At 71.6% G+C, this 21,401-nt stretch carries 20 protein-coding genes; 12 read left to right on the top strand and 8 right to left on the bottom strand.

Translation table 11 applies throughout. The features are described 5' to 3' along the window. Positions 1-49 precede the first annotated feature (49 nt). The 5 genes from B079_RS0100215 to B079_RS35665 all read right to left on the bottom strand — a co-directional run bounded on the left by B079_RS0100215 (position 50) and on the right by B079_RS35665 (position 4,414). Entirely contained in the window at positions 50-1,513 is a 1,464-nt protein-coding gene (locus tag B079_RS0100215) for a sensor histidine kinase (protein ID WP_018543757.1), read from the bottom strand. Then, complete coding sequence (locus B079_RS0100210) at positions 1,513-2,241, bottom strand: response regulator transcription factor (protein WP_078495784.1); 729 nt, start codon at positions 2,239-2,241, stop codon at positions 1,513-1,515. Before B079_RS0100210 ends, B079_RS0100215 begins: the two co-directional genes overlap by 1 nt. A 114-nt stretch (positions 2,242-2,355) precedes the next feature. Continuing rightward, positions 2,356-3,126: a DUF4232 domain-containing protein gene (locus B079_RS0100205; RefSeq protein ID WP_018543755.1), complete on the bottom strand. Its 771-nt coding sequence runs from the start codon at positions 3,124-3,126 to the stop codon at positions 2,356-2,358. A gap of 74 nt (positions 3,127-3,200) precedes the next feature. Continuing rightward, positions 3,201-3,773 (bottom strand): MarR family winged helix-turn-helix transcriptional regulator, encoded by a 573-nt coding sequence (locus tag B079_RS31060; protein WP_018543754.1) that lies wholly within the window; start codon positions 3,771-3,773, stop codon positions 3,201-3,203. Between the two features lie 59 nt (positions 3,774-3,832). Further along, positions 3,833-4,414, bottom strand: coding sequence for a hypothetical protein (locus B079_RS35665; RefSeq protein ID WP_018543753.1), 582 nt, complete (start codon positions 4,412-4,414; stop codon positions 3,833-3,835). A gap of 173 nt (positions 4,415-4,587) precedes the next feature. Here B079_RS35665 and B079_RS0100190 point away from each other — a divergent pair, with 173 nt between their 5' ends. From B079_RS0100190 to B079_RS35415, 3 genes are all read left to right on the top strand, one after another. After that, entirely contained in the window at positions 4,588-4,926 is a 339-nt protein-coding gene (locus tag B079_RS0100190) for a YnfA family protein (protein WP_018543752.1), read from the top strand. Positions 4,927-5,011: 85 nt separating this feature from the next. After that, a complete protein-coding gene (locus B079_RS0100185; RefSeq protein ID WP_018543751.1) occupies positions 5,012-5,788 on the top strand; it encodes an SDR family NAD(P)-dependent oxidoreductase in 777 nt (258 codons plus the stop codon). After that, positions 5,788-5,937 (top strand): hypothetical protein, encoded by a 150-nt coding sequence (locus tag B079_RS35415; protein ID WP_018543750.1) that lies wholly within the window; start codon positions 5,788-5,790, stop codon positions 5,935-5,937. Before B079_RS0100185 ends, B079_RS35415 begins: the two co-directional genes overlap by 1 nt. An 18-nt stretch (positions 5,938-5,955) precedes the next feature. Here the strand turns inward: B079_RS35415 and B079_RS0100175 are convergent, their stop codons facing one another. Further along, positions 5,956-7,149, bottom strand: coding sequence for an RtcB family protein (locus tag B079_RS0100175; RefSeq protein WP_018543749.1), 1,194 nt, complete (start codon positions 7,147-7,149; stop codon positions 5,956-5,958). Between the two features lie 225 nt (positions 7,150-7,374). Here B079_RS0100175 and B079_RS0100170 point away from each other — a divergent pair, with 225 nt between their 5' ends. The 3 genes from B079_RS0100170 to B079_RS0100160 all read left to right on the top strand — a co-directional run bounded on the left by B079_RS0100170 (position 7,375) and on the right by B079_RS0100160 (position 10,554). Further along, the gene (locus tag B079_RS0100170) at positions 7,375-8,178 is read left to right on the top strand and encodes a hypothetical protein (RefSeq protein ID WP_018543748.1); all 804 of its coding nucleotides are present in this window, start codon (positions 7,375-7,377) and stop codon (positions 8,176-8,178) included. 126 nt (positions 8,179-8,304) lie between these two features. Further along, entirely contained in the window at positions 8,305-9,216 is a 912-nt protein-coding gene (locus tag B079_RS0100165; RefSeq protein ID WP_234016718.1) for a DUF3558 domain-containing protein, read from the top strand. A 99-nt stretch (positions 9,217-9,315) separates the two neighbouring features. Further along, the gene (locus B079_RS0100160) at positions 9,316-10,554 is read left to right on the top strand and encodes a DUF2637 domain-containing protein (RefSeq protein ID WP_018543746.1); all 1,239 of its coding nucleotides are present in this window, start codon (positions 9,316-9,318) and stop codon (positions 10,552-10,554) included. Between the two features lie 72 nt (positions 10,555-10,626). Here B079_RS0100160 and lysS read toward each other — a convergent pair whose 3' ends face one another. After that, entirely contained in the window at positions 10,627-12,369 is a 1,743-nt protein-coding gene (lysS, locus tag B079_RS0100155) for a lysine--tRNA ligase (RefSeq protein WP_018543745.1), read from the bottom strand. Positions 12,370-12,629: 260 nt separating this feature from the next. Between lysS and argS the strand changes: the two genes are divergently transcribed. From argS to B079_RS0100125, 6 genes are all read left to right on the top strand, one after another. Further along, complete coding sequence (gene argS, locus B079_RS0100150; protein WP_018543744.1) at positions 12,630-14,411, top strand: arginine--tRNA ligase; 1,782 nt, start codon at positions 12,630-12,632, stop codon at positions 14,409-14,411. 59 nt (positions 14,412-14,470) lie between these two features. Continuing rightward, positions 14,471-15,346, top strand: coding sequence for an SUKH-4 family immunity protein (locus B079_RS0100145; protein WP_026248213.1), 876 nt, complete (start codon positions 14,471-14,473; stop codon positions 15,344-15,346). A 26-nt stretch (positions 15,347-15,372) separates the two neighbouring features. Further along, positions 15,373-17,034, top strand: coding sequence for a WD40 repeat domain-containing protein (locus tag B079_RS0100140; protein WP_026248212.1), 1,662 nt, complete (start codon positions 15,373-15,375; stop codon positions 17,032-17,034). Positions 17,035-17,202: 168 nt separating this feature from the next. Continuing rightward, entirely contained in the window at positions 17,203-18,816 is a 1,614-nt protein-coding gene (locus B079_RS36390) for a nucleic acid/nucleotide deaminase domain-containing protein (protein WP_018543743.1), read from the top strand. A gap of 20 nt (positions 18,817-18,836) precedes the next feature. Beyond that, positions 18,837-19,385, top strand: a complete 549-nt coding sequence (locus B079_RS0100130) for an SUKH-4 family immunity protein (protein WP_037801043.1) — start codon at positions 18,837-18,839, stop codon at positions 19,383-19,385. A gap of 3 nt (positions 19,386-19,388) precedes the next feature. After that, a complete protein-coding gene (locus B079_RS0100125; RefSeq protein ID WP_018543741.1) occupies positions 19,389-19,973 on the top strand; it encodes an SUKH-4 family immunity protein in 585 nt (194 codons plus the stop codon). A 56-nt stretch (positions 19,974-20,029) separates the two neighbouring features. Here the strand turns inward: B079_RS0100125 and B079_RS0100120 are convergent, their stop codons facing one another. Beyond that, a complete protein-coding gene (locus tag B079_RS0100120; protein ID WP_026248211.1) occupies positions 20,030-21,217 on the bottom strand; it encodes a hypothetical protein in 1,188 nt (395 codons plus the stop codon). Between the last annotated feature and the right edge of the window lie 184 nt (positions 21,218-21,401).

The following is a 21,401-nucleotide window of genomic DNA, read 5'->3' as shown; positions in this document are numbered from 1 at the left end:
ACGCCCCGCAGGACTCCCCGGCGGGAACGCCGACCGCCCCCGCCCCCGGTCATCCGCCCCCGGCCGCACCCCCGGAATCGCCCGGCACCGCCGCCCCGCCCCCCACCGTGAACCCGATGACCGCCCCGCCGCCCTCGCGCCGGTAGGCGAACGGTGCTCCCCCGTGCGCCGTCGCCACCTCTCGGACGATGGAGAGGCCGAGGCCGGAGCCCGGCAGGGAGCGGGCGTCGGCGGCGCGGTAGAAGCGGTCGAAGACGCGGATGAGGTCGCTCTCGGCGATACCGGGGCCCCGGTCCAGGACCTCCACCCGGACCGTGCCCGCGCGGACGGGCCCCGTGACGCGGACCTCGATCGGCGCGGTGCCGTCCCGGTCGAACTTGGCCGCGTTCTCGACCAGGTTCGAGATGGCCCGCTGGAGCATCCCCGGCCGCCCCTCGGTCCCGGTGTCGCCGCTGACCCGCAGCACGATCTCCCGGCCGGTACGGCGCCCCGCGAGCCCCACCACGTCCTCCGCGAGGTCGGCCAGGTCCACCCGCTGCGGCGGCTCGGAGTCGGACTGCCCGGCGGCGAGGTCGACCAGCTCGTTGACCAGGTCGGTCAGCTCGCGGGCCTCCAGGCCGAGGTCCGCGACCAGCTCCTCACGGGTGGCGGGCGGCAGCTCGTCCAGGCGCCGCAGCAGCGAGATGTTCGTCCGCAGCGAGGTCAGCGGCGTGCGCAGCTCGTGCCCCGCGTCCTGGACCAGGCGCCGCTGGTCCTCCTCGGACTGGGCGAGGCGCCCGAGCATCCGGTCGAAGGCGCGGCCGAGCCGTCCCACCTCGTCGAGCCCGGCGACGGGCACCTCGATGCCGAGCCGCCGGGTGCGGGCCACGTCCTCCGCGGCGGCCGTGAGCACGACCAGGCGCCGGGTGATCCGGCGGGCCAGCCACCAGCCGAACAGCCCCGCGCCCACCACGACCGCCGCCATCAGGATCAGCGTCCGCTGCTGGAGCGTGCGCAGCAGGTCCTCGGTGTCGCTGAACTCCTGCGCCACCTGCACCGCGCCCTTGCCGTCGCCCAGCGAGACGGTGGCGACCCGGAACAGGTCCTCGCCGACCCGTACGTCCTTGTGCTCGGCCAGCTTCCCGGCCGCCCGCGCCCCGGCGGCGGCCCGGTCGGCGGCGGTCACCGGCAGCACCGGGCTGCCGTGGTCGACGATGTCGCCGCGCGCCCCCAGCACCTGCACGTCGGTCCGCGCGGGCCGCACGAGATCGTGCCCGGGGCGGGAGGAGGAGAAGTCGTCCGGGGTCATGTCGTGCTGCCGGACCTCGTCCCGTACGTCCTGCACGACCTGCGTGAACACCGACTGCTGGTCCACCCGCACGAGCCGGGCGGCCGAGCCGTACGACAGGATGCCGACCAGGATCGTGACGGCGGCGGTGACGGCGGCGAAGGACACCGCGAAGGTGGTGCGCAGCGAGACCAGCTTGGTCCGGCCGGTCCGGGAGCGGCCCGGCGCCCGCCAGGGACGGCCCACTACTCCTCCCGCAGCACGTACCCCACACCGCGCACGGTGTGGATCAGCTGCGGGGCGCCCGGCTCGTCCAGCTTGCGGCGCAGATAGCCGACGTAGACGGCGAGGTTCTTGGAGCCGGGGCCGAAGTCGTAGCCCCAGATGCGGTCGTAGATCGTGGAGTGGTCGAGCACGATGCCCGCGTTGCGCACCAGCAGTTCCAGCAGCTCGAACTCGGTGCGGGTCAGCTCCAGCTCGCGCACCCCGCGCCAGCAGCGGCGGGCCTGGAGGTCCATGCGCAGCCCGGCGGCGCCCACCTGGTGGCGCTCGGAGACCACCGGACGGTCCTCCGGGCTCACGGCCGGGGCCGGGATCGCGGCGGCGGGGGTCGTACGGCGCAGCAGGGCGCGCAGCCGGGCGAAGACCTCCTCCACGTCGAAGGGCTTGACCACGTAGTCGTCGGCGCCCGCGTCCAGGCCCGCGATGCGGTCGGCGGTCTCCACCAGCGCGGTGAGCATCAGGATCGGGGTGCGGTCGCCCTCGGCGCGCAGTACCCGGCAGACCTGGAGGCCGTCGATGCCGGGCATCATCACGTCGAGCAGCAGCACGTCCGGCGGGGTGCGGTGGGCCTGCGCCAGCGCCTCGACACCGTCGGCGACCGCCGTCACCGCGTAGCCCTCCAGGGTGAGGGCACGCTCCAGGGCGTGGCGGATGGCGCGGTCGTCTTCGGCGAGGAGCACAGTCTGGGGCACCCGACCAGTCTGCCAAGGCGCGCGGGCGTTCGGCCGGGACCGGTGATCCACGGTGGTCCTTTTTACCGGGATCTCACCGTCACCGGCCCGGCCGAAGGCTCGGGGCGCGGTGGCTCAGGACTGCGTGTCCGCCTGCTTCATCGAGGCGACCGCGTCCGCGACCGTCGCGCGGTACAGGCCCAGCTTGGGCTCGAGGACCTTCGCGCCGGAGCCGAGCGGGAAGTTCTTGGTCTCGGCGGCGGGCATGTGGTCGCCGTCGGCCAGCACGTTCATCTCGTCGATGCCGGGCGCGGTGCCGGTGGTGGCGCCGCTCGGGTCGAGGTCGATCACGGCGTAGGCGGTGCGGCCCGCGTGGAGCACGTACGCGGGCGGGCCGCCGAGGCCGCCGGGGACCAGCGGCTTGACATTGCGGCTCTGGTCGGCCGACTGGGAGGAGCCGAGGTCGACGGCGGGGTAGTAGCTCAGGCCGCAGGCGGTCGCGCCGGTGTTGCGGACCTCGATCACCCGCTGGGTGGCGGCGCGCTTGGTCACCCGCACGGTGATCTGGCCGCCCGCGCAGGGGTGGGAGTAGGCGTAGCTGTCGGTGTCCTTGGCGCCGGACTTGGTGGCGGCCTGCTGGGCGGCGGCGCTCTGCGTGACGGCCGTGGCGCCACCGGTACCGGCGCCCTTCGACGTGCCGCCGGGCGTCACCGAGGTCGCGGTGCCCGACCCGGCCGGGGCGGAGGCGTCCTTCGAGGGCTTGGCCGCCACCGTGGCCGCGGGCTTCGCGGCGCCCTCGTCCTTCGCGCCGGAGCCGGAGCCCGAGCCGCCGCAGGCGGTCAGGGCGAGGGCGAGGACGGCGGTACCGGCGGCGGCGAGCGTGGTGGAGCGGTGGAGCGTACGCATGGGAAGTCCCCCGTGAGGTCGTGCGAAGAGTGACCGGGAAGCGGGTGAAACCCGCCCCGACCTGCTGACATCGATTACTCTCCGCCCCCGGACCCACGTTTCGCTGACGCCCCGCTGACGTCGGGCTGACGTCCGCCGCCGGGCTCCGTCGGGGGCTTGCGGTCCTCCGGCGGACGGTCCTCGCGCAGCCGGGCCGCCTGCTTCTCGGAGAACTCCACCGTGCGTTCCATGTGCCGCACGATCACGGCCAGTTCGGCGTCGTCCAGCTCGTCGAAGATCCGGTACCAGTCGCCGGACAGCGCCTCCCACACGCGCCGGAACTGCCCGATCCGCTCCGGTACGGGCACCACGAGCACCCGGCGCCGGTCGGCCTCGTCCCGGCCCCGGACCACGTATCCGGCCCGCTCCAGGCGGTCCACCAGGCGGGTGGCCGAGCCGGTGGTGAGCCCGGTCAGCTCCGCGACCCGGCCGGTGGTGACCGGCTCCGGCTCCAGGGTGAGCAGGTTCAGGCACTGCAGATCGGTGGGGTGCAGCCCGATGCGGTCGGCGACGGCCTGGCTGAACAGGGCGTACGAGGCGATGTACCGCCGGGACACCGCGTCCAGCTCCGCCAGCAGCCCGGCGCGGGCGGTGTGGTTCCCGGCCATGTGGACCTCCCGTACGTCGGCTGCGGCTGCCCTCGCGGGGCCCGGCGGAGCGCGTCCGCTCAGAACGCGTACGCGTCGCCCGTGTCCAGGACCAGCACCTTCAGGCGGTCGTTCGAACGGTCCGGGTCGCTCACGCCGCCGTTCCAGGCGGGCTCCACCTCCAGGGTGACCTCCGAGGCCGCCTGCCGCAGGGCGACGGTCAGCGCGAGGGTGCGTCCGGCCCGCCCGACGGCCAGTGCGCCGGTCCCGCAGACGAGGGTCCGCTCCCCGGTCCGCGCACACGCCGACGGCAGCTCCTGCCGCTCGGCCAGCGCCACCGACCACCGCAGCCGCACGCTCGCGTCCGCGACGGCGGAGGGGCCCGCGTCACGCGGCGTGAGCCGGACCTCGACCCGGTCACCGGTGAGCACGGCGTGCCCGTGGAAGGAGAGGTCGGCGTGGGGCGGTGTGGCGGGCCGGGGTGCCGTGGCCGGTGCGGGGCCGGACCGCGCCGCCCGCGCCGGGAGCGGAACGGTCCCGGACACCTTCACCGACGAGGAACCGGCCGCCGCCGCCCCGGTCGCGCCCGCCGTCCCCCCGAAGCCCAGCGCAGCGCCCCCGCACACCGCCAGCAGCACCCACGTCCTCGCCCGCACGCCCATGCCGCTCACCACTTCCAGCCCGCTGCCGTACCGCTGCCGTACCGAGAGGCCGTGGCGCGCGGTCGCGCGGGGCCCAGGGGATGTATGCCACGTGGGCCGGAGGCCAGGCGCCGTCCATCAGGTGAACGGACGCACGCCGGGGGCGCCCGGACGGGACATGACACCCTTCCCCCATGCTGATCCTCCGCTCCGCCGCCCTCTTCGTCGTCGCCGCGCTCTTCGAGATCGGCGGCGCGTGGCTGGTCTGGCAGGGCGTGCGCGAGCACCGGGGCTGGCTGTGGATGGCGGGCGGGGTGCTGGCCCTCGGCGCGTACGGCTTCGTCGCCACCTTCCAGCCGGACGCCCACTTCGGCCGCATCCTGGCCGCGTACGGCGGGATCTTCGTGGCGGGCTCGATCCTGTGGGGCGTGGTCGCGGACGGCTACCGCCCCGACCGGTGGGACATCGCGGGGGCACTGGTGTGCCTGGCGGGAATGGCGCTGATCATGTGGGCGCCGAGGAACGGCGGCTGAGACGCGCCCGCCGCGAACCGGGCGATGGGCGCTCGCCTACGCTGGACGGGCAGCGCCCCGTTTCTTGACCGCACAGGAGCAGCCCATGGCCCCCGCAGCCCCGTCCGCCGCCGCCCGTATCGCCGTCGTCACGGGCGCGAGCAGCGGGATCGGCGCGGCCACCGCCCGCAGCCTGGCCGAGGCGGGGTACCGGGTCGTCCTCACCGCGCGCCGCAAGGACCGGATCGAGGCGCTGGCGGAGGAGATCAACGCGGCGGGCCACGCGGCGACGGCGTACCCGCTGGACGTGACGGACCGCGTGGCGGTGGACGAGTTCGCGACGGCGTTCCGCACGGTCGGTGTGCTGGTCAACAACGCGGGCGGCGCGCTCGGCGCGGACCCGGTGGCGACGGGCGACCCGGCCGACTGGCGCACGATGTACGAGACGAACGTCATCGGCACCCTCAACATCACCCAGGCCCTGCTCCCCAAGCTGGAGGCGAGCGGCGACGGCGTGGTGGTCGTCGTCTCCTCCACCGCAGGGCTCGGCACGTACGAGGGCGGCGCGGGTTACGTCGCCGCCAAGCACGGCGAGCACGTCCTCGCCGAGACCCTGCGCCTGGAGATCGTCGGCAAACCGGTCCGCGTCGTGGAGATCGCCCCCGGCATGGTCAAGACCGACGAGTTCGCCCTGACCCGCTTCAACGGCGACACGGCCAGGGCCGCCAAGGTCTACGAGGGCGTCGCCGCCCCCCTCACCGCCGACGACGTGGCCGAGACGATCACCTGGGCGGTCACCCGCCCCAGCCACGTCAACGTCGACCTCCTGGTCCTGCGCCCCCGCGCCCAGGCCTCCAACACCAAGGTCCACCGGGAACTGTGATGCCGACCGAAGAGAACACCCCCGAAAAACGCCGCCTCGCCCAGGAGACCAAGGACGAACGCCAGGTCTGGTACTTCCTGGCGTACTTCCTCTTCGGCATCCACGTAATCGCCTTCGTCATGATCTACGCGGTCCGCCACGCCAAGTAGGCCGCAGCAGCGCGGAGTTCAGCCCTTCACGCAGACGAACTGCTTGAGCTTCGCCACCACCTCGACCAGGTCGCGCTGCTGCTCCATCACCTGGTCGATGTTCTTGTAGGCGCCGGGGATCTCGTCGACCACGCCGGAGTCCTTGCGGCACTCCACGCCCCGGGTCTGCTCCTCCAGGTCCCGGGTGGTGAAGCGGCGCTTGGCGGCGCTGCGGCTCATGCGCCGACCGGCGCCGTGCGAGGCGGAGTTGAAGGCGGCGGTGTTGCCGAGGCCCTTCACGATGTACGAACTCGTCCCCATGGAGCCGGGGATGATGCCGTACTCGCCGGAACCGGCCCGGATCGCGCCCTTGCGGGTCACCAGCAGGTCCATGCCGTCGTACCGCTCCTCCGCCACGTAGTTGTGGTGGCAGGAGATCTCCGGCTCGAAGACGGGCTTCGCCTTCTTGAACTCCTTGCGGATGACGTCCTTGAGGAGGGCCATCATCAGTGTGCGGTTGTACTTGGCGTACTCCTGCGCCCAGAAGAGGTCGTTGCGGTAGGCCGCCATCTGCGGGGTGTCGGAGACGAACACCGCGAGGTCGCGGTCCACCAGGCCCTGGTTGTGCGGGAGCTTCTGCGCGACGCCGATGTGGTGTTCGGCCAGCTCCTTGCCGATGTTGCGGGAGCCGGAGTGGAGCATGAGCCAGACCGAGTCCGACTGGTCGAGACAGACTTCGATCATGTGGTTTCCGCTGCCGAGCGTTCCCAGCTGCTTGTGGGCGCGCTCCTCACGGAACTTCACGGCCCCGGCGACCCCGTCGAAGCGGCCCCAGAACTCCTCCCAGCCGGCCGTGGCCAGACCGTGGAACTGCCCGGGCTCGACAGGGTCGTCGTGCATCCCCCGCCCCACCGGAATCACCCGCTCGATCCCCGACCGCAGCCGCGTCAGATCCCCCGGCAGGTCGTTCGCCGTCAGTGACGTCTTCACCGCCGACATCCCGCACCCGATGTCCACCCCCACCGCCGCGGGACACACCGCGCCCCGCATCGCGATGACCGAGCCGACCGTCGCGCCCTTGCCGTAGTGGACGTCCGGCATGACGGCGAGGCCGCGCACCCAGGGGAGCGTCGCCACGTTCTGGAGCTGGCGCAGCGCGCCGTCCTCGACGGTGGCGGGGTCGGCCCACATGCGGACGGGCACCCGGGCGCCCGGTATCTCTACGTACGACATCTCTTCCTCGATCCCCCGGTGACAGAAAAAGCCTGAAAAGGCGCAGAACGCAAAAGCGGCGCCATGGTCTGCGATAAGGGACAAGGGACCGGCGTCCGCGGTGGTGCGTGCGATACACATTGTGTCCAGCAGGCGCCCCGCCGCGGCAAGCGAATAACCAGCGGGGACACTGGAGCACCGGCGCACACACCGCCGGCCCGCAACCCCGTCGAGAGGAGCCCGACCGTGCAGCGGAAGGCCCACGTCATCGGTACCGCCGCCCTCTTCGCGGCGCTGCTGACAGGCTGCACGAGCGGCTCGGACGGAGCGAGTTCGACCGACGACGCCAACCCGGGCGACGCGGGCACCGCCACCGTCGCCGCCCAGCCCGGCAAGTACCGCACCCTGCCCGAGCCCTGCGGCGCCGTCGGCCACGACACCCTCGGCTCGCTGCTGCCCGGCATCCGCCAGATCACCGACCCCGACCAGCGCGACAAGGCGTACCGGGGCGTGCCCGAGCTGACCTACGACACCGACCGCAAGGTGGGCTGCCACTGGAAGGTGGAGTCCACCACCGCGACCGACCGCCTCTCGGTGGACTTCGAGCGCGTGGTGTCCTTCGACAACGCGGTCAGCGACGACAGCGAGGCCCGCAAGCTGTTCCAGGGCATGGAGAAGGCCGCCCATCTGCCCGTCCCCGGCGCCCCGGGCGGCGAACCCGCCTCCCCCTCCGCCGACCCGAGCGCCACGGCGAGCCCGGACGCGAGCGCGAGCCCCGACCCCTCGGAGACCGCCGCCGACGCCGCCGATCTGCGCCCCCGCGCACTGCCCGACCTCGGCGACGAGGCGTACCTCGACGACCAGCTCTCCACCTCCGGCTCGACGTCCGAACCGCGCACCGTGACTGTGGTGTTCCGCACGTCCAACGTCGTCGTCACCCTCGAGTACGAGGAGCAGCCGATGGTCGTCGGCGCCGTCCCGGACAGCAAGGAAATGCAGGACAGGGCCCGGGATCTGGCCTCTCAACTGGCCGACAAGCTCAACGGCTGACGCCCCCTCGCCCGCCCCTCACGTCACTTCGCGCACCGCGCGAACCGGAAACACACGCCACCTTCACCGCGTACCGTGACGTCGCAGGAACCCGCACGACCACCGAGCGTCATGAGTGAAGGAACCATGCAGCGAGCCGTACAGCGAGACGACCGTGCCCACCCCCGAGCCGGGCGCCTGAGCCGCGCTCTGGTGTGCGCGGCAGCGGTGCCCGCGGTGCTCATCACCGCGGGCTGCTCGTCGGACTCCGGCGACTCCGCGAACAAGGACACCCCGGCCGCCCGGCAGAGCGCGGGCAGCGGCACGGCGGGCACGTCCTCGCCCGACACCACCCCGACGGTCGCCCCGGCCGCGTACCAGAAGCTTCCCGACCCCTGCGACGCGCTGGGCAAGAAGACGCTGGACGACCTGGTGCCGAAGACCAAGTCGGGCAAGAAGGGCAAGAGCGACGACACCACCGCCCGCTCCTCCTGCTCGTGGACCAGCCTGGACGACAACGGCGTCAAGGGCTCGCAGTTCCGCTGGCTGAGCGTCTCCCTGCTGCGCTTCGACTCCGACGGGGCGCGCGGCAGCGGCAACGACCAGGCCCACTCGTACTACACCCGCCAGCTCACCGACGCCGAGCACGTCTCGGGCGCGAAGAGCACCAAGTCGCAGCCGCTGACCGGCACGGGCGACGAGGCGACGGCGGTGCGCTACGACCTCAAGAAGAAGGAAGGCGCCTTCAAGCAGCAGACGGTGGTCGCCCGGGTCCAGAATGTGGTCGTCACGCTCGACTACAACGGCGCGGGTCTCGCGGGCGAGAAGACCCCGGACGCCGACGACCTGACGAAGGACGCCGAGAAGGCCGTCAAGGAGGTCATCGCCTCCGTCTCGGCCGCCAACGGCCGTGGTCAGACGGCGGGTTCGGGCGAGGGCGGCTCGGCCGCCCCGTCGCGGAAGCCGTCCGGGAAGGCGTCCGAACCGGCCTCCGGCAAGGCTTCCAAGTCCGCCTCCCCCAGCGCCTCCGCGTCCGCGAAGGACGACAAGAAGGACTGACCGGCACCACGTTCGGCGTACACGTGTGCCACCCTGTTGCGCGCAACAACACGTAACGGGAGGGGAGTACGAGTGGCCGCGCCACTTCAGCTGACTCGGATGCACCGCGTACTCATCGGCGTGGTCGTGGCCGGCGCCTTGATCATCGCCGGTATCGGCTTCGCCGGTTCGTACGCGGCCGTCCGCGCACTGGCCCTCAAGAAGGGCTTCGGGAACTTCTCCTATGTGTTCCCGGTCGGCATCGACGCGGGCATCTGTGTGCTGCTCGCGCTCGACCTGCTGCTGACCTGGATGCGCATCCCCTTCCCGATGCTGCGCCAGACGGCCTGGCTGCTCACGGCGGCCACCATCGCCTTCAACGGCGCGGCGGCGTGGCCGGACCCGCTGGGCGTCGGGATGCACGCGGTCATCCCGATCCTGTTCGTGGTCTCCGTGGAGGCGGCCCGGCACGCGGTCGGCCGGATCGCGGACATCACGGCGGACAAGCACATGGAGGGCGTGCGCATCACGCGCTGGCTGCTCTCCCCGGTGCCGACCTTCCTGCTGTGGCGGCGGATGAAGCTGTGGGAGCTGCGCTCCTACGAGCAGGTCATCAAGCTGGAGCAGGAACGTCTCGTCTACCAGGCCCGGCTGCGCTCCCGCTTCGGCCGCGCCTGGCGCCGCAAGGCACCCGTGGAGTCCCTGATGCCGCTGCGCCTGGCGCGCTACGGCGTCCCGCTCGCGGAGACCGCCCCGGCGGGCCTGGCGGCGGCGGGCATCGAGGCGGTGGTGGCTCCGCCGGTTCCGGTACTGCCCCAGCGCGTCGAACTCCAGGCGGCACCGGTACCCGAGCAGCCGCCGCTCCCGCAGCAGCCGTCCGCCGGCCAGTTCCCGCAGCAGGGCGCCCCCATGGGCCCCGAGGGCGACGAGCAGAGCCCCTGGTTCCAGGGGAAGGCACCGGCCGACATCGAGTACCAGGGCGGCTACGACCCGTCCTTCGAGCCGGTCCCGGACCCGCAGTACGTGCCCGACGAGCAGTACGAGGACTGGTACGAGGAGCAGCCGCCCGAGCAGTTCCAGCAGCCCTCCCCGGAGGAGACGGGCAGCTTCCCGATCCCGGTCGGCCCGAACCGCACCCGTGAGCTGGGCGAGGGCGGCGGCCTCCCGGAGCCGGACGAGGAGGACCTGTACCAGGTCTTCCGGCAGTCGATAGACGGCAGTTACCCGACGGGCCCGATGCTGGCCGACGACATACAGGCCACGTTCGGTCTGACCATCGACCCCAATGACGCGAAGGTGCTGGCCGAGCGCTTCCAGCAGCGTCACTTGAAGCAGATGGAAGAGGACCACATCGCCTGACACGCGATCCGTGTACGTGAGAGGGGGCGCCCGGTGTCACACCGGGCGCCCCCTCTCACGTCACCGTGCGGCCTACTCCCCGAGCAGGGCCCGTACCCGCTCCTGCCCCACCGCCAGCAGCAGGGTGGGCAGACGCGGGCCGGTGTCGCGGCCGACCAGCAGGTGGTACAGCAGGGCGAAGAAGGTCCGCTGGGCCGTCTTGATCTCCGGCGGCAGCTCCTTGGCGGTGGCGTCGGCGGAGAAGCCCGCGCGCACCTTCGGGACGCCGTAGACCAGGTGGGTCAGGCCGTCCAGGGACCAGTTGTCCGCGAGGCCGTCGGCAAGGAGGCGCAGCGATTCACGCCCCTCCTCGTCCAGCGACTTCAGCAGCTCGGCGTCCGGCTCCTCGCGGACGATGGTGCGCTGGTCGGCGGGGACGTAGGTGTTGATCCACGCCTCCGCCTTGTCGTACCGGGGGCGGGCGTCGGCGAGGTCCGTGATCGGGTTCGCCGGGTCCAGGTCGGACAGGATGCGCAGCGCCTGGTCCTGATGGCCCGCGGTGATGTCCGCGACCGAGGCCAGCGTGCGGTACGGCAGCGGGCGCGGGGTCCTCGGCAGCTCACCGGCGGCGGTGCCGACGGCGCGGGTGTAGGCGGCGACGTCACCGGGGAGCGCGGAGCCGTCGGCGACCTTGCCCGCCAGCTTGTCCCACTCGTCGTAGAGCCGCTGGATCTCCTGGTCGAAGGCGATCTTGAAGGACTGGTTGGGGCGGCGGCGGGCGTACAGCCAGCGCAGCAGCTGCGGCTCCATGATCTTCAGCGCGTCGCCCGGGGTGGGCACGCCACCGCGCGAGGACGACATCTTGGCCATGCCGGAGATGCCGACGAACGCGTACATCGGGCCGATGGGCTGCTTGCCGTCGAAGATGCCGACGATCTGGCCGCCGACCTGGAAGGAGGAGCCCGGCGAGGAGTGGTCGACACCGGAGGGCTCGAAGATCACGCCCTCGTAGGCCCAGCGCATCGGCCAGTCGACCTTCCAGACCAGCTTGCCCCGGTTGAACTCGCTGAGCCGGACCGTCTCGCCGAAGCCGCACGCGGTGCAGGTGTACGACAGCTCGGTGGTGTCGTCGTCGTAGGAGGTGACGGTGGTGAGGTCCTTGCCGCACTCGCCGCAGTACGGCTTGTACGGGAAGTACCCGGCGGAGCCGGAGCTGCCGTCGTCCTCGGCGGCGGCGCCGGAACCCTCCTCGGCCTCCAGCTCGGCCTCGTCGACCGCCTTCTGCTGCGGCTTCTTGCCCGGGGCCTTCTTGGTGCGGTACTGCGCGAGGATCGCGTCGATGTCGCCGCGGTGCCTCATCGCGTGCAGGATCTGCTCGCGGTAGACGCCCGAGGTGTACTGCGCGGTCTGGCTGATCCCGTCGAACTCCACGCCCAGCTCGGCGAGCGCGTCGGTCATGGCGGCCTTGAAGTGCTCGGCCCAGTTCGGGAACGCGGAGCCCTTGGGCGCCGGGACCGAGGTCAGCGGCTTGCCGATGTGCTCGGCCCAGGTCTCGTCGACGCCCGCGATCCCGGCCGGGACCTTGCGGTAGCGGTCGTAGTCGTCCCAGGAGATCAGATGGCGGACCTGGTACCCGCGGCGCCGGATCTCGTCCGCGACCAGGTGCGGGGTCATGACCTCGCGCAGGTTGCCCAGGTGGATCGGGCCGGACGGGGAGAGCCCGGAGGCGACGACGACCGGTTTGCCGGGAGCCCGACGCTCCGACTCCTCGATGACGTCATCCGCGAAACGGGAGACCCAGTCGGTGGTCTCGCTGCTCTGAGCCACGATCGGCACGTCCTCTTTTTCTGAGTTCTGTGAGTGACCGCTCCATTCTCCCAGCTCCGGTGGCAACCACGGAAACCCCTTTCCCCCTTCTGTGCCCCACAGGCGGCGCAGCCGCCTGTTCAGGGGCGCGGGGAACCGCGCGACCAGCCACCCACGACCCGCGCCTCGCCCGGCCACCGCGCGCCCCGAGCGCTCCGCAAAAACCGCTTTACCCCCCATGGGATACTGGCCGCATCCAGTCATCCACGAGGAGAACGGCACCCACCCTTATGGCCTCGGTCACGTCGCTCACCGATCTCGTCAACCAGCGCCTCGCGAACGCCCTCGCTTCCTCCCTCCCGGAGGCCGACGGCGTCGACCCGCTGCTGCGACGAAGCGACCGGGCCGACTACCAGGCCAACGGGATCCTGGCGCTCGCCAAGAAGGCCAAGGCGAACCCGCGCGAGCTGGCGACCGAGGTCGTCTCCCGGGTCGCCACGGGTGACGTGATCGCGGACGTCGAGGTCTCGGGCCCCGGCTTCCTCAACATCACCGTGGCGGACGGCGCGATCACGAAGAACCTGGCCGCGCGGTACGCGGACGACACGGGCCGCCTCGGCGTCCCGCTCGCCGCGCACCCGGGCACCACGGTGGTCGACTACGCCCAGCCGAACGTGGCCAAGGAGATGCACGTCGGCCATCTGCGCTCGGCGGTCATCGGCGACGCGGCCGTACGGCTCCTGGAGTTCACCGGCGAGAAGGTGGTCCGCCGCCACCACATCGGCGACTGGGGCACCCAGTTCGGCATGCTCATCCAGTACCTGGAGGAGCACCCGCACGAGCTGGACCACAAGGAGTCCGCGGACTCCGAGGTCACCGAGGCGTCCGGCGAGGAGGCCATGTCCAACCTGAACCGCCTCTACAAGGCGGCCCGGGTGCTCTTCGACTCCGACGAGGAGTTCAAGACGCGGGCCCGCCGCCGGGTGGTCGACCTCCAGGCGGGCGACCCCGCGACGCTGGCCATGTGGCAGCGGTTCGTCGACGAGTCGAAGATCTACTTCTACTCCGTCTTCGACAAGCTGGACATGGAGATCCGCGACGAGGACGTGGTCGGCGAGTCCGGCTACAACGACATGCTGGCCGAGACCTGCCGCCTCCTGGAGGAGTCCGGTGTCGCGGTCCGCTCCGAGGGCGCGCTCTGCGTCTTCTTCGACGACGTCAAGGGCCCCGACGGCCAGCCGGTCCCGCTGATCGTCCAGAAGTCCGACGGCGGCTACGGCTACGCGGCCACCGACCTCTCCGCGATCCGCGACCGTGTCTTCCACCTGAAGGCGAACACCCTCCTCTACGTGGTGGACGCCCGCCAGGCCCTGCACTTCAAGATGGTCTTCGAGACCGCCCGCCGCATCGGCTGGCTCGACGACGACGTCCACGCCGTCCAGCTCGCCTTCGGCACGGTCCTCGGCAAGGACGGCAAGCCGTTCAAGACGCGTGAGGGCGAGACGGTGCGGCTGGTGGATCTGCTGGACGAGGCGGTGGACCGGGCGTCGGCGGTCGTGCGCGAGAAGGCGCAGGACCTCTCCGAGGAGGAGATCGCCGAGCGCGGTGCCCAGGTGGGCATCGGCGCGGTGAAGTACGCCGACCTGTCGACCTCGGCCAACCGGGACTACAAGTTCGACCTGGACCAGATGGTCTCGCTCAACGGCGACACCTCCGTCTACCTCCAGTACGCGTACGCCCGTATCCAGTCCATCCTGCGCAAGGCGGGCGGGGTGCGCCCCGTGGCCCACCCCGAGCTGGAACTGACTGCGGCGGAGCGGGCGTTGGGCCTGCACGCGGACTCCTTCGGCGAGGTCGTCGCGGAGGCTGCCGCGGAGTACTCCCCGCACAAGCTGGCCGCGTACCTGTACCAGCTGGCCTCGCTGTACACCTCCTTCTACGACAAGTGCCCGGTCCTGAAGGCCGAGACGCCCGCCCAGGTGGAGAACCGCCTCTTCCTGTGCGACGTGACGGCCCGCACCCTCCACCAGGGCATGGCCCTCCTCGGCATCCGGACGCCCGAGAAGCTCTGACGCCCGACCCCTTAAGGTCGGTGGGGAGTCGACGCTCCCCACCGACCGAGAGGTGCCCGATGCCCGAGCGCGTGCCCGACCCGTCCACGGACCACTTCGGCCCGGACGGGATGCGCCGGTTCCAGATTCCCGGTTCGTACGGCATACGGCTGCCGGAGGCGGCCCGCCGGGCGCTGACGGACACCGGTGTTCCGCTGCACGTGACGCCGTACTTCACGGCGGCGGGCGACACCGACGGGCTGACCCTGGGGATGTTCGCCGGGCACCAGGGGCTGCGCGCGCCCGCGGGGCAGGAGGACTGGCTGCGGATCGGCACGGACCCGCTGGCGCATCTGTGCGTACGGCCGGACGGCGCGGTGCAGGCGGTGTTCCTCGGACTCGGTGAGGACGACATGTTCGTCAGCTCCGGCATCCCGGAGTTCGACGCCTCTCTCGCCGCGCTGGACCGCAGGCTCCCGGTGATCGCCGCCTCGGCCAGTCTTCCCGTGGCCGCCGCCGCGTTCCGCGAACTCAACGCCGAGCTGCGGCAGATCGACCCCGACGCCTTCGCGGAGCGCGAGAGCTGGTGGCCGAAGGTCCTGGACGACGTGCGCCACACCCTCAACTTCCCCTTCTCCGCCGCCTTCGAGTACGTCGACGCGTCGGGCGCCCGGCAGATCGCCACCGACTCGACCGGCCCGGGGCTGCCCCACCCCGAGGAACTGGTCTGGCGCCAGCTGCACGCCCAGGGCGTCGCCCCGGAGCGGGTCCGGCGCGTCTACTGCGAGTTGGCACCCTGCATGATGCCGGGCCACTACTGTGCCGTCTGGCTCCAGGCGACCTTCCCCCAGGCCGAGTTCACGCACAGCTTCGACTACGGCGACACGGCGGAGTCCCGCGAGGACGGCCTCAAGGAACTGATCACGTACGCGGCGGAACAGGCGGGACGCGGCTGACCGGCGCAGCGGAGGAGAACCGGACGATGACCCGCTGGAGCCGCCCCGAGGCAGGGCGCGAACCGGCCGCCGCCGCCCTCCTGTCCTGGCTGGCCGACCCGGACGCCCCTCGCCTCTGCCTGGTCACCGGCAGTCCGCAGTGCGGCAAATCGACGTTGCTGGCCTGGCTGGTGGGCCACGGGACGCACCCGGACACCCGGGCGGAACGGCGCGTGCACGGTTTCGCGCCGCTGGCCGGGCAGTCCCCGCTGACGGCGGCCTGGACACTGGCCCGGCAACTGTCGGTGGCGGCCCGCACGCCGGGCGAGCTGGTGGCCACGCTGGCCGCCGACGGGCGGCGTACGGTACTGGTCCTGCCGGATCTGCACGCGGCGGAGGACCCGGAGGCGATGAGCGAACTCGCCCTGGCCCTCCTTGACTTGGACCACATACGCCTGGTGGTGGAAACCCGCCCGGCAGCCGGTGCGCGCCTCGGGACCACCGGCGCGGCGGTGATGCGTCTGGACGAGGACCAGTGGACGGACCCACGGCGGTACGCCGAGTGGGCGGCACGGCAGGCGCCGGAGCGGTCGGCCGCCGAAGCCGAAGTCCCGCCGCCTGCAGTCGACTTGGCCGACCCGGCGGCGATCTGCGCGGCCGACCCGTGGCACGTGACGCGGCTCTTCGAACTCTCCGGCGGGGCGCACGGGGGCCTGCGGGAGGCATGGCTGCGCGCGGGCCTGTCCCTGACGGACACGCGCGATCCTTCCGTGCGGGCCCTGACCCTGCTCTCCGCCCTGGGCGACGGGGCCGACCCGCGCCACCCGGAGAGCCTCGCGGCCCTGGCGAGCGGTGCCGCGTGGCGGGTGGTCTGGCACCGGGTGCGCGACGACGTGCGCCCGCCGTGGCCGGGTCCGGCGCGCGCGCTGGCCGTACGGGACGGGCGGCTCCTGGTGGCCGACCACCAGGGCACCGTCCGCCTGCTCGACGCGACGGACGCGGCCCCGGTCGGCCGCCTGCCGCAGTCCTCCGGCCAGCCCCGGGCGCTCGCCGTCGGCCCCGAGGGCGAGGTCCTTGCCCTGGACGCCGAGGGCACCCTGCGCCTGCGCGCGGGCGCGGTCCGCGAACGTACGGGCCTGGAGGCGCTGTTGGACGACGGCCCGGCGCCGCTGGAAGGGCCGCTGGAGCGGGTGAACGCCCGGCTCGAGGAGTCCCCGGGTACGGCACTGGCGGCTTCCGGGACGGTACTGGCGACGGGGGACGCGACCGGGCAGGTGCACGCCTGTTTCCTGGCGGGCGACGCCGAACGCGCTGCCGTCCTGCACGAGGGGCCGGTGACCGCGCTGGCGGCGCTGGACCTGCCGGTCCCGCCGGTCCCGCCGGAGGCCGGTGGTGCGGCGGTCCCCCTCCTCTACAGCGGCGGCCTGGACGGCCGGGTACGGGCCTGGGGTCCGCAGGCGGATCCGCTCGGCACTCCTCTGGCCTCCCGCCCCTGTCCGGTGACGGCACTGGCCGCCGCAGTGACACCGGACGGCCCGGTCCTGGCCGTCGCCTGGGCCGACGGCCAGGTCGAACACCACATGCCGGACTCGGACGCCCCGCCCCGCACGTTCCATCCGGGCCTGGCGGTACGGGCGTTGGCGGTGACCGCGTCGGGTCTGCTCGTGATCGGCACGGACGAGTCCCTGATCGCGCTGAGCCCCCGCTGACCTTCCCGCGTCGCCGCTGAACTCCCTGTGCGCGCACGGTGATCGAACCGTGCGGGTTGTCACAGCCCCGCCATGAACACCCCGTACACCCTTGCGACCCAACTGCCGTCATTCGCTAGGGTTTTCGTATCCGCAGGGTGCATCACGGGGATGAGGGGGCGTCGGGGGATGGGCTATACGCTGCCTGGCTGGCTGGACGACGTACTGGACTTCATCGGCATCAACTTCCCGAACGTCGACGAGGACGACTACCGCGAAATGGCCGATGCCATGCGGGACTTCGCCGACAAGTTCGAGGGGCACGGCGCGGACGCGCACAAGTCGGTGGAGCGCATCCTGGCCTCGTCGCACGGCTGGGCCGTCGACTCGATGGAGAAACACTGGAACCAGGTCAAGGCCGGTCACCTCGACAAGATCCCTGAGCTGGCCCGGCTGTTCGCCGACGCCTGCGACGTCGTCGCGGACATCATCTTCGGGATGAAGACCAAGGCCGAGGCCGAACTCGCCGTCATGGCGGCCTCGGTGGGCGTCACGGCCGGTCTCGCGGTCGTCACGGGCGGCCTGTCCGCCCTCATCGGCGCCGCCGAGGTCACGGCGATGCGGCAGCTGATCAAACGCCTCATCGACGAGGCCGTCGACCGGATCGTCGACGAACTGATCGCCCGCGTCACCGAACCGGTCAACGCCAAGCTGGAGGCGATGATCGAGGACGCCGTCCTGAACATGGTCGACGACGCCTTCTCCCTCCCCCCGGTACCGGACGGCGACGGCGCCCACGGCCACCACGGCATGAAGCTCGCCTCGGCAGGCGGCGGGGGCCTTTCCGCCGCCGACCTCTTCATCGACCACGAGGAGTTCGAGCACGGCGCCGGCCGGCTCTCCACCCACGGCAGCGAACTCCGCCTGGCCGGCATCTCCCCCCTGGGCCGCGCCAAGGGCGCCTTCGGCCGCACCAAAGGCCGCGACGCCTTCACCCAGCCCTTCGACGCCATGCTCCACGGCGCCCTGACCGGCTGCGAAAAAGCCATGGTCAAGGTCGGCAAACACCTCCGAGACACCATCCCGGACCGCGTCAAGGCGACATCCCGCCTGCACAAGGGGACGGACCTGGATGTCGAGGACCGGGTGAGGGGGGTCGAATCCCACAAGGGCCGCGACGAGCACGGCAACGTCCGGATGTACATCCTGAACGCGGACGGTTCGGTGGACCGGTTGATGCCGGACGGCACCATACCGGCGAAGGGATCCCACGGGCACGACGCCGAGGACCGGCTCAACCTCGCGAACATCGCCCCGGGCGGCACGGCCTGGCGGCCCAAAACGGAGTCCGAGCGGCAGCGATGGCAGACCCCCTCGGGCCACGAGGGCAAGGTGACGTCGCGAAAGGTCGACGCCGCCACGAGTGACCTGGCACAGGCGACCCAACTGGCGCGCAAGGCACACGACTACTACAAGGGCAAGAATTACGCGGCCGGCCGGTACATAGATCCGCAAAGCGGCCGGGAAATGATCCTCGTCGCACAAAGCGGCGGCGGGTTCCATTCCGAGCGCTCCATGGGCCATCCCCTTCTTCAGACAGGAAATGCGAGCGGGCTCAAGGATCTTTTCACCGAAAGAGCGCCCTGCCAGAAAAGTCCCCGATGCGAACGATGGCTCAGTGCGTTCTTCTCGCACACGAATGTCACCCACGCGGCGGACTACGACCAGAGTGATCCGTCGACCCAGGGAAAGGAGCACAAGGCGTATCGCGAGGGCCTGGAACGGCTCCACGGCAAGAAGTGAAGCACGTTACTGTGGCCCCCATGAAGCACGCGGTGAGCAGCGAAGAAGTCATCCGTCTGTTCGGCCTGGACGGCGTCAATTACTACGCCCAGGACTCCGGCACCCAACTCCACGCGCCCACCGCCGATTTCCTCGCGAGCGTCGGTCTGCCCACCGACCAGACCTTCGTCTCACGCTCCGAGCCCGAGAACGGCTTCCCCACCCCGAGGGAACTCGGTCTCCTCTTCGACCGCCAGAGCCGCATCTGCCCTCCGGAGCAACGCCGTTGGGCCGTGCTCGGCTCTCTCGTCACGGCGGTGATCGCCCTGGACCCCGAGACCGGAACGGTTCACGCGTACCCCGAAGGCGAGGACACGAGCCAACTGCTCCACCGGGACGTCGAATCGTTCGTCTTCACACTGTGCGCCTTCCGGAGACTGGTCGACGCCTACACCGAGGACGAAGACGAAGTGGAGTCGTACGCCTACGAGTTCCGCCAGAGCGTGACCGGCATCGACCCCACGCCTCTCGCCGACGAGGACACCGAGTGGAACCGCCTTCTCGACGAGGTGCTGGAGGGCATGTGGTGACGGATGCGCTCCGGCCTGAACAGGGATGACCTGGCCACGGCGGTCGGCGAGGACAACGTCCACGTACTCCCCCGGCACACCGCCCTGCAGTACGGCTTCGGCGGAGACACCCTGAGATTCCTCACCGAAGTGGGCATCCCCTCGTCCGAGGAGTGGGAGCTTCCCTTCGGTATCCCCGAGGACTTCGACCCCGATCTGGTGTGGGACTGCGCCTCGCGCCGGGAACGCGGCTGGACGTTCCCGGAGGGCGTCACCAGGATCGTCCCCCTCGGTGACTTCCCGATCAACGCGGTGGTCGTCGATCCGGACAGCGGCGTGGTCCTCCAGTACACGGACGCCTTCCAGACGGCGATCCCGATCCATCAGGACCTCTCGTCCTTCGCGCAGACCCTGGTCTCGTTCGTGGGATACATCGAGTCCTACGCATCCGCCCCCGCCGAGGACCCCGAAGCCGAGGACACCCGCCGCGCGGCGGAAGTACGGGATCTGATGGAGACCATCACCCGCGTCGACCCGCTGCCCTTCGCCGACCCGAACAGCGAGTGGGTCGAGCTCTTCGACAACCTCGCGGGTGGCGTGTACACGTGAGAACGCCCGCATGAAACGCCCGCTGCCCCCAGGGAGATGGCCGCCCGGCGCATGGATCAGGACCGCGTGATCCGCCCGCAGTCCCCGTCGCGCCGGATGTCCAGGGGCTCGCGGCGGTCGTAGGGGTCCTTGGCGTCGCCGTGGGCCGGGGCGCCGGTGGGGGCGGCGCCGGGGAAGAGGGGGTGGAGGTAGCCGTCGGAGACGCCGCACTCGTTGTTGTAGGTGCTGACCGAGACCGAGTCGACCGCCAGCTTGCCCTTCACGGTGTCCCACGTGGCCGGGTCGTGCAGTTCCATCGTCACGTCGCGGCGGACGATCGAGCGGGCCACGCGGTCGTCCGCCGGCCGGTCGTCGCCAGAGCCGCGCCGGACGAGCGGGTAGACGAAGGTGTAATCCGCGTGGACCTTCATCTCACCGGGCCGCCCCGCCGCGAAGGACAGATGCCCCCGCACCTTGACCACGTCCCCGGCAGGCCGCACCCGCGCGGGGTCGAAACGGCTGACGTAGGGAAGGGGATCGTGCTCGGCATCCGGATCGCGCAGCGCGCGCTTCAGCTCCGAGAGCGTCTTGGGCTGCTTCGGGTCGAGCAGCGCCAGCGCCTTGTCGGGCCGTCCGCCGCGCAGGACCTTCGGGTCGAGGTTGGTGTCGACGAGGTAGTCCTTGGTGAGCCGCAGCGCGAGCGCCACCTCGGCCTCGCTGAACCCCCCGACCGCCTTCACGGGCGGCAGCTCGATCGCGTCCGCACCCTCGTCCCAGATCAGCGCGGGCGACCCCCGGAAGGGATGGTCGAGCGTCGCGGTCCCGGACGCGGCACCCGGCGCCCCACTGGGCAGCGCCGTCTCGGCGGGCAGCGGCGACGCCCCGGAGACAGGCCCGCCCCCGGGTATCCGATCCAGCAACAGGGACGGCCGTACGGCGACCAGACAGACCGCCACGGCCAGCAGCACCCCCAGCACCGCCCAGAGCGGCCCGCGCCGCTTCTCCCGCACCGCGGTCCCGGTACGCCAGCCGGGCGCCTGCGCGGCCTTACGACGACGCCCGAACCGCCCACCGGCGGCAGCCTCCCGCTCCCCCTCCTCCCGCAACCGCCGCGCCACCACCCGCGCCCGAGCCGACGGCTCCTTCGGCGCAGGCGGCCCACCCCCCTCGACCGTCTCCCGCAGGAACGTGTCCCACTGCTCGTCGGATATGGCCGCGGACTCGCCGGAATCATCGGGCCGTTCAGGAGGCGGAGCGGTGGACACAGGCTCACTCTCATCGGGTTCAAGGAAATACCAAGATCCCTGACTAGACGATGTGAACCCAGTTCACAACCCCCACCCAGCCACCACGGAAAGCCGTGACCGAACCGGTACGGCACGGGTCAACCAGCCGAAGAATCAACACGCTTCGAAGCCGCTCGCAGGAAGTCCCCGGCGTCTGCCATTA

The sequence above is a fragment of the Streptomyces sp. LaPpAH-108 genome, assembly GCF_000373625.1.
GTDB lineage: Bacteria > Actinomycetota > Actinomycetes > Streptomycetales > Streptomycetaceae > Streptomyces.
This window is presented reverse-complemented; position numbering and strand designations above follow the sequence as displayed.

Coding starts and splice junctions, on each gene's coding strand:
- B079_RS31060 (WP_018543754.1), bottom strand. CDS start 3,773: ATGGCCGGGAACCACACCGCCCGCGCCGGGCTGCTGGCGGAGCTGGAC.
- B079_RS35665 (WP_018543753.1), bottom strand. CDS start 4,414: ATGGGCGTGCGGGCGAGGACGTGGGTGCTGCTGGCGGTGTGCGGGGGC.
- B079_RS36390 (WP_018543743.1), top strand. CDS start 17,203: ATGGGCTATACGCTGCCTGGCTGGCTGGACGACGTACTGGACTTCATC.
- B079_RS0100185 (WP_018543751.1), top strand. CDS start 5,012: ATGGCCCCCGCAGCCCCGTCCGCCGCCGCCCGTATCGCCGTCGTCACG.
- B079_RS0100190 (WP_018543752.1), top strand. CDS start 4,588: ATGCTGATCCTCCGCTCCGCCGCCCTCTTCGTCGTCGCCGCGCTCTTC.
- B079_RS0100160 (WP_018543746.1), top strand. CDS start 9,316: ATGCACCGCGTACTCATCGGCGTGGTCGTGGCCGGCGCCTTGATCATC.
- B079_RS35415 (WP_018543750.1), top strand. CDS start 5,788: ATGCCGACCGAAGAGAACACCCCCGAAAAACGCCGCCTCGCCCAGGAG.
- argS (WP_018543744.1), top strand. CDS start 12,630: ATGGCCTCGGTCACGTCGCTCACCGATCTCGTCAACCAGCGCCTCGCG.
- B079_RS0100125 (WP_018543741.1), top strand. CDS start 19,389: ATGCGCTCCGGCCTGAACAGGGATGACCTGGCCACGGCGGTCGGCGAG.
- B079_RS0100130 (WP_037801043.1), top strand. CDS start 18,837: ATGAAGCACGCGGTGAGCAGCGAAGAAGTCATCCGTCTGTTCGGCCTG.
- B079_RS0100205 (WP_018543755.1), bottom strand. CDS start 3,126: ATGCGTACGCTCCACCGCTCCACCACGCTCGCCGCCGCCGGTACCGCC.
- B079_RS0100175 (WP_018543749.1), bottom strand. CDS start 7,149: ATGTCGTACGTAGAGATACCGGGCGCCCGGGTGCCCGTCCGCATGTGG.
- B079_RS0100165 (WP_234016718.1), top strand. CDS start 8,305: ATGCAGCGAGCCGTACAGCGAGACGACCGTGCCCACCCCCGAGCCGGG.
- B079_RS0100140 (WP_026248212.1), top strand. CDS start 15,373: ATGACCCGCTGGAGCCGCCCCGAGGCAGGGCGCGAACCGGCCGCCGCC.
- B079_RS0100145 (WP_026248213.1), top strand. CDS start 14,471: ATGCCCGAGCGCGTGCCCGACCCGTCCACGGACCACTTCGGCCCGGAC.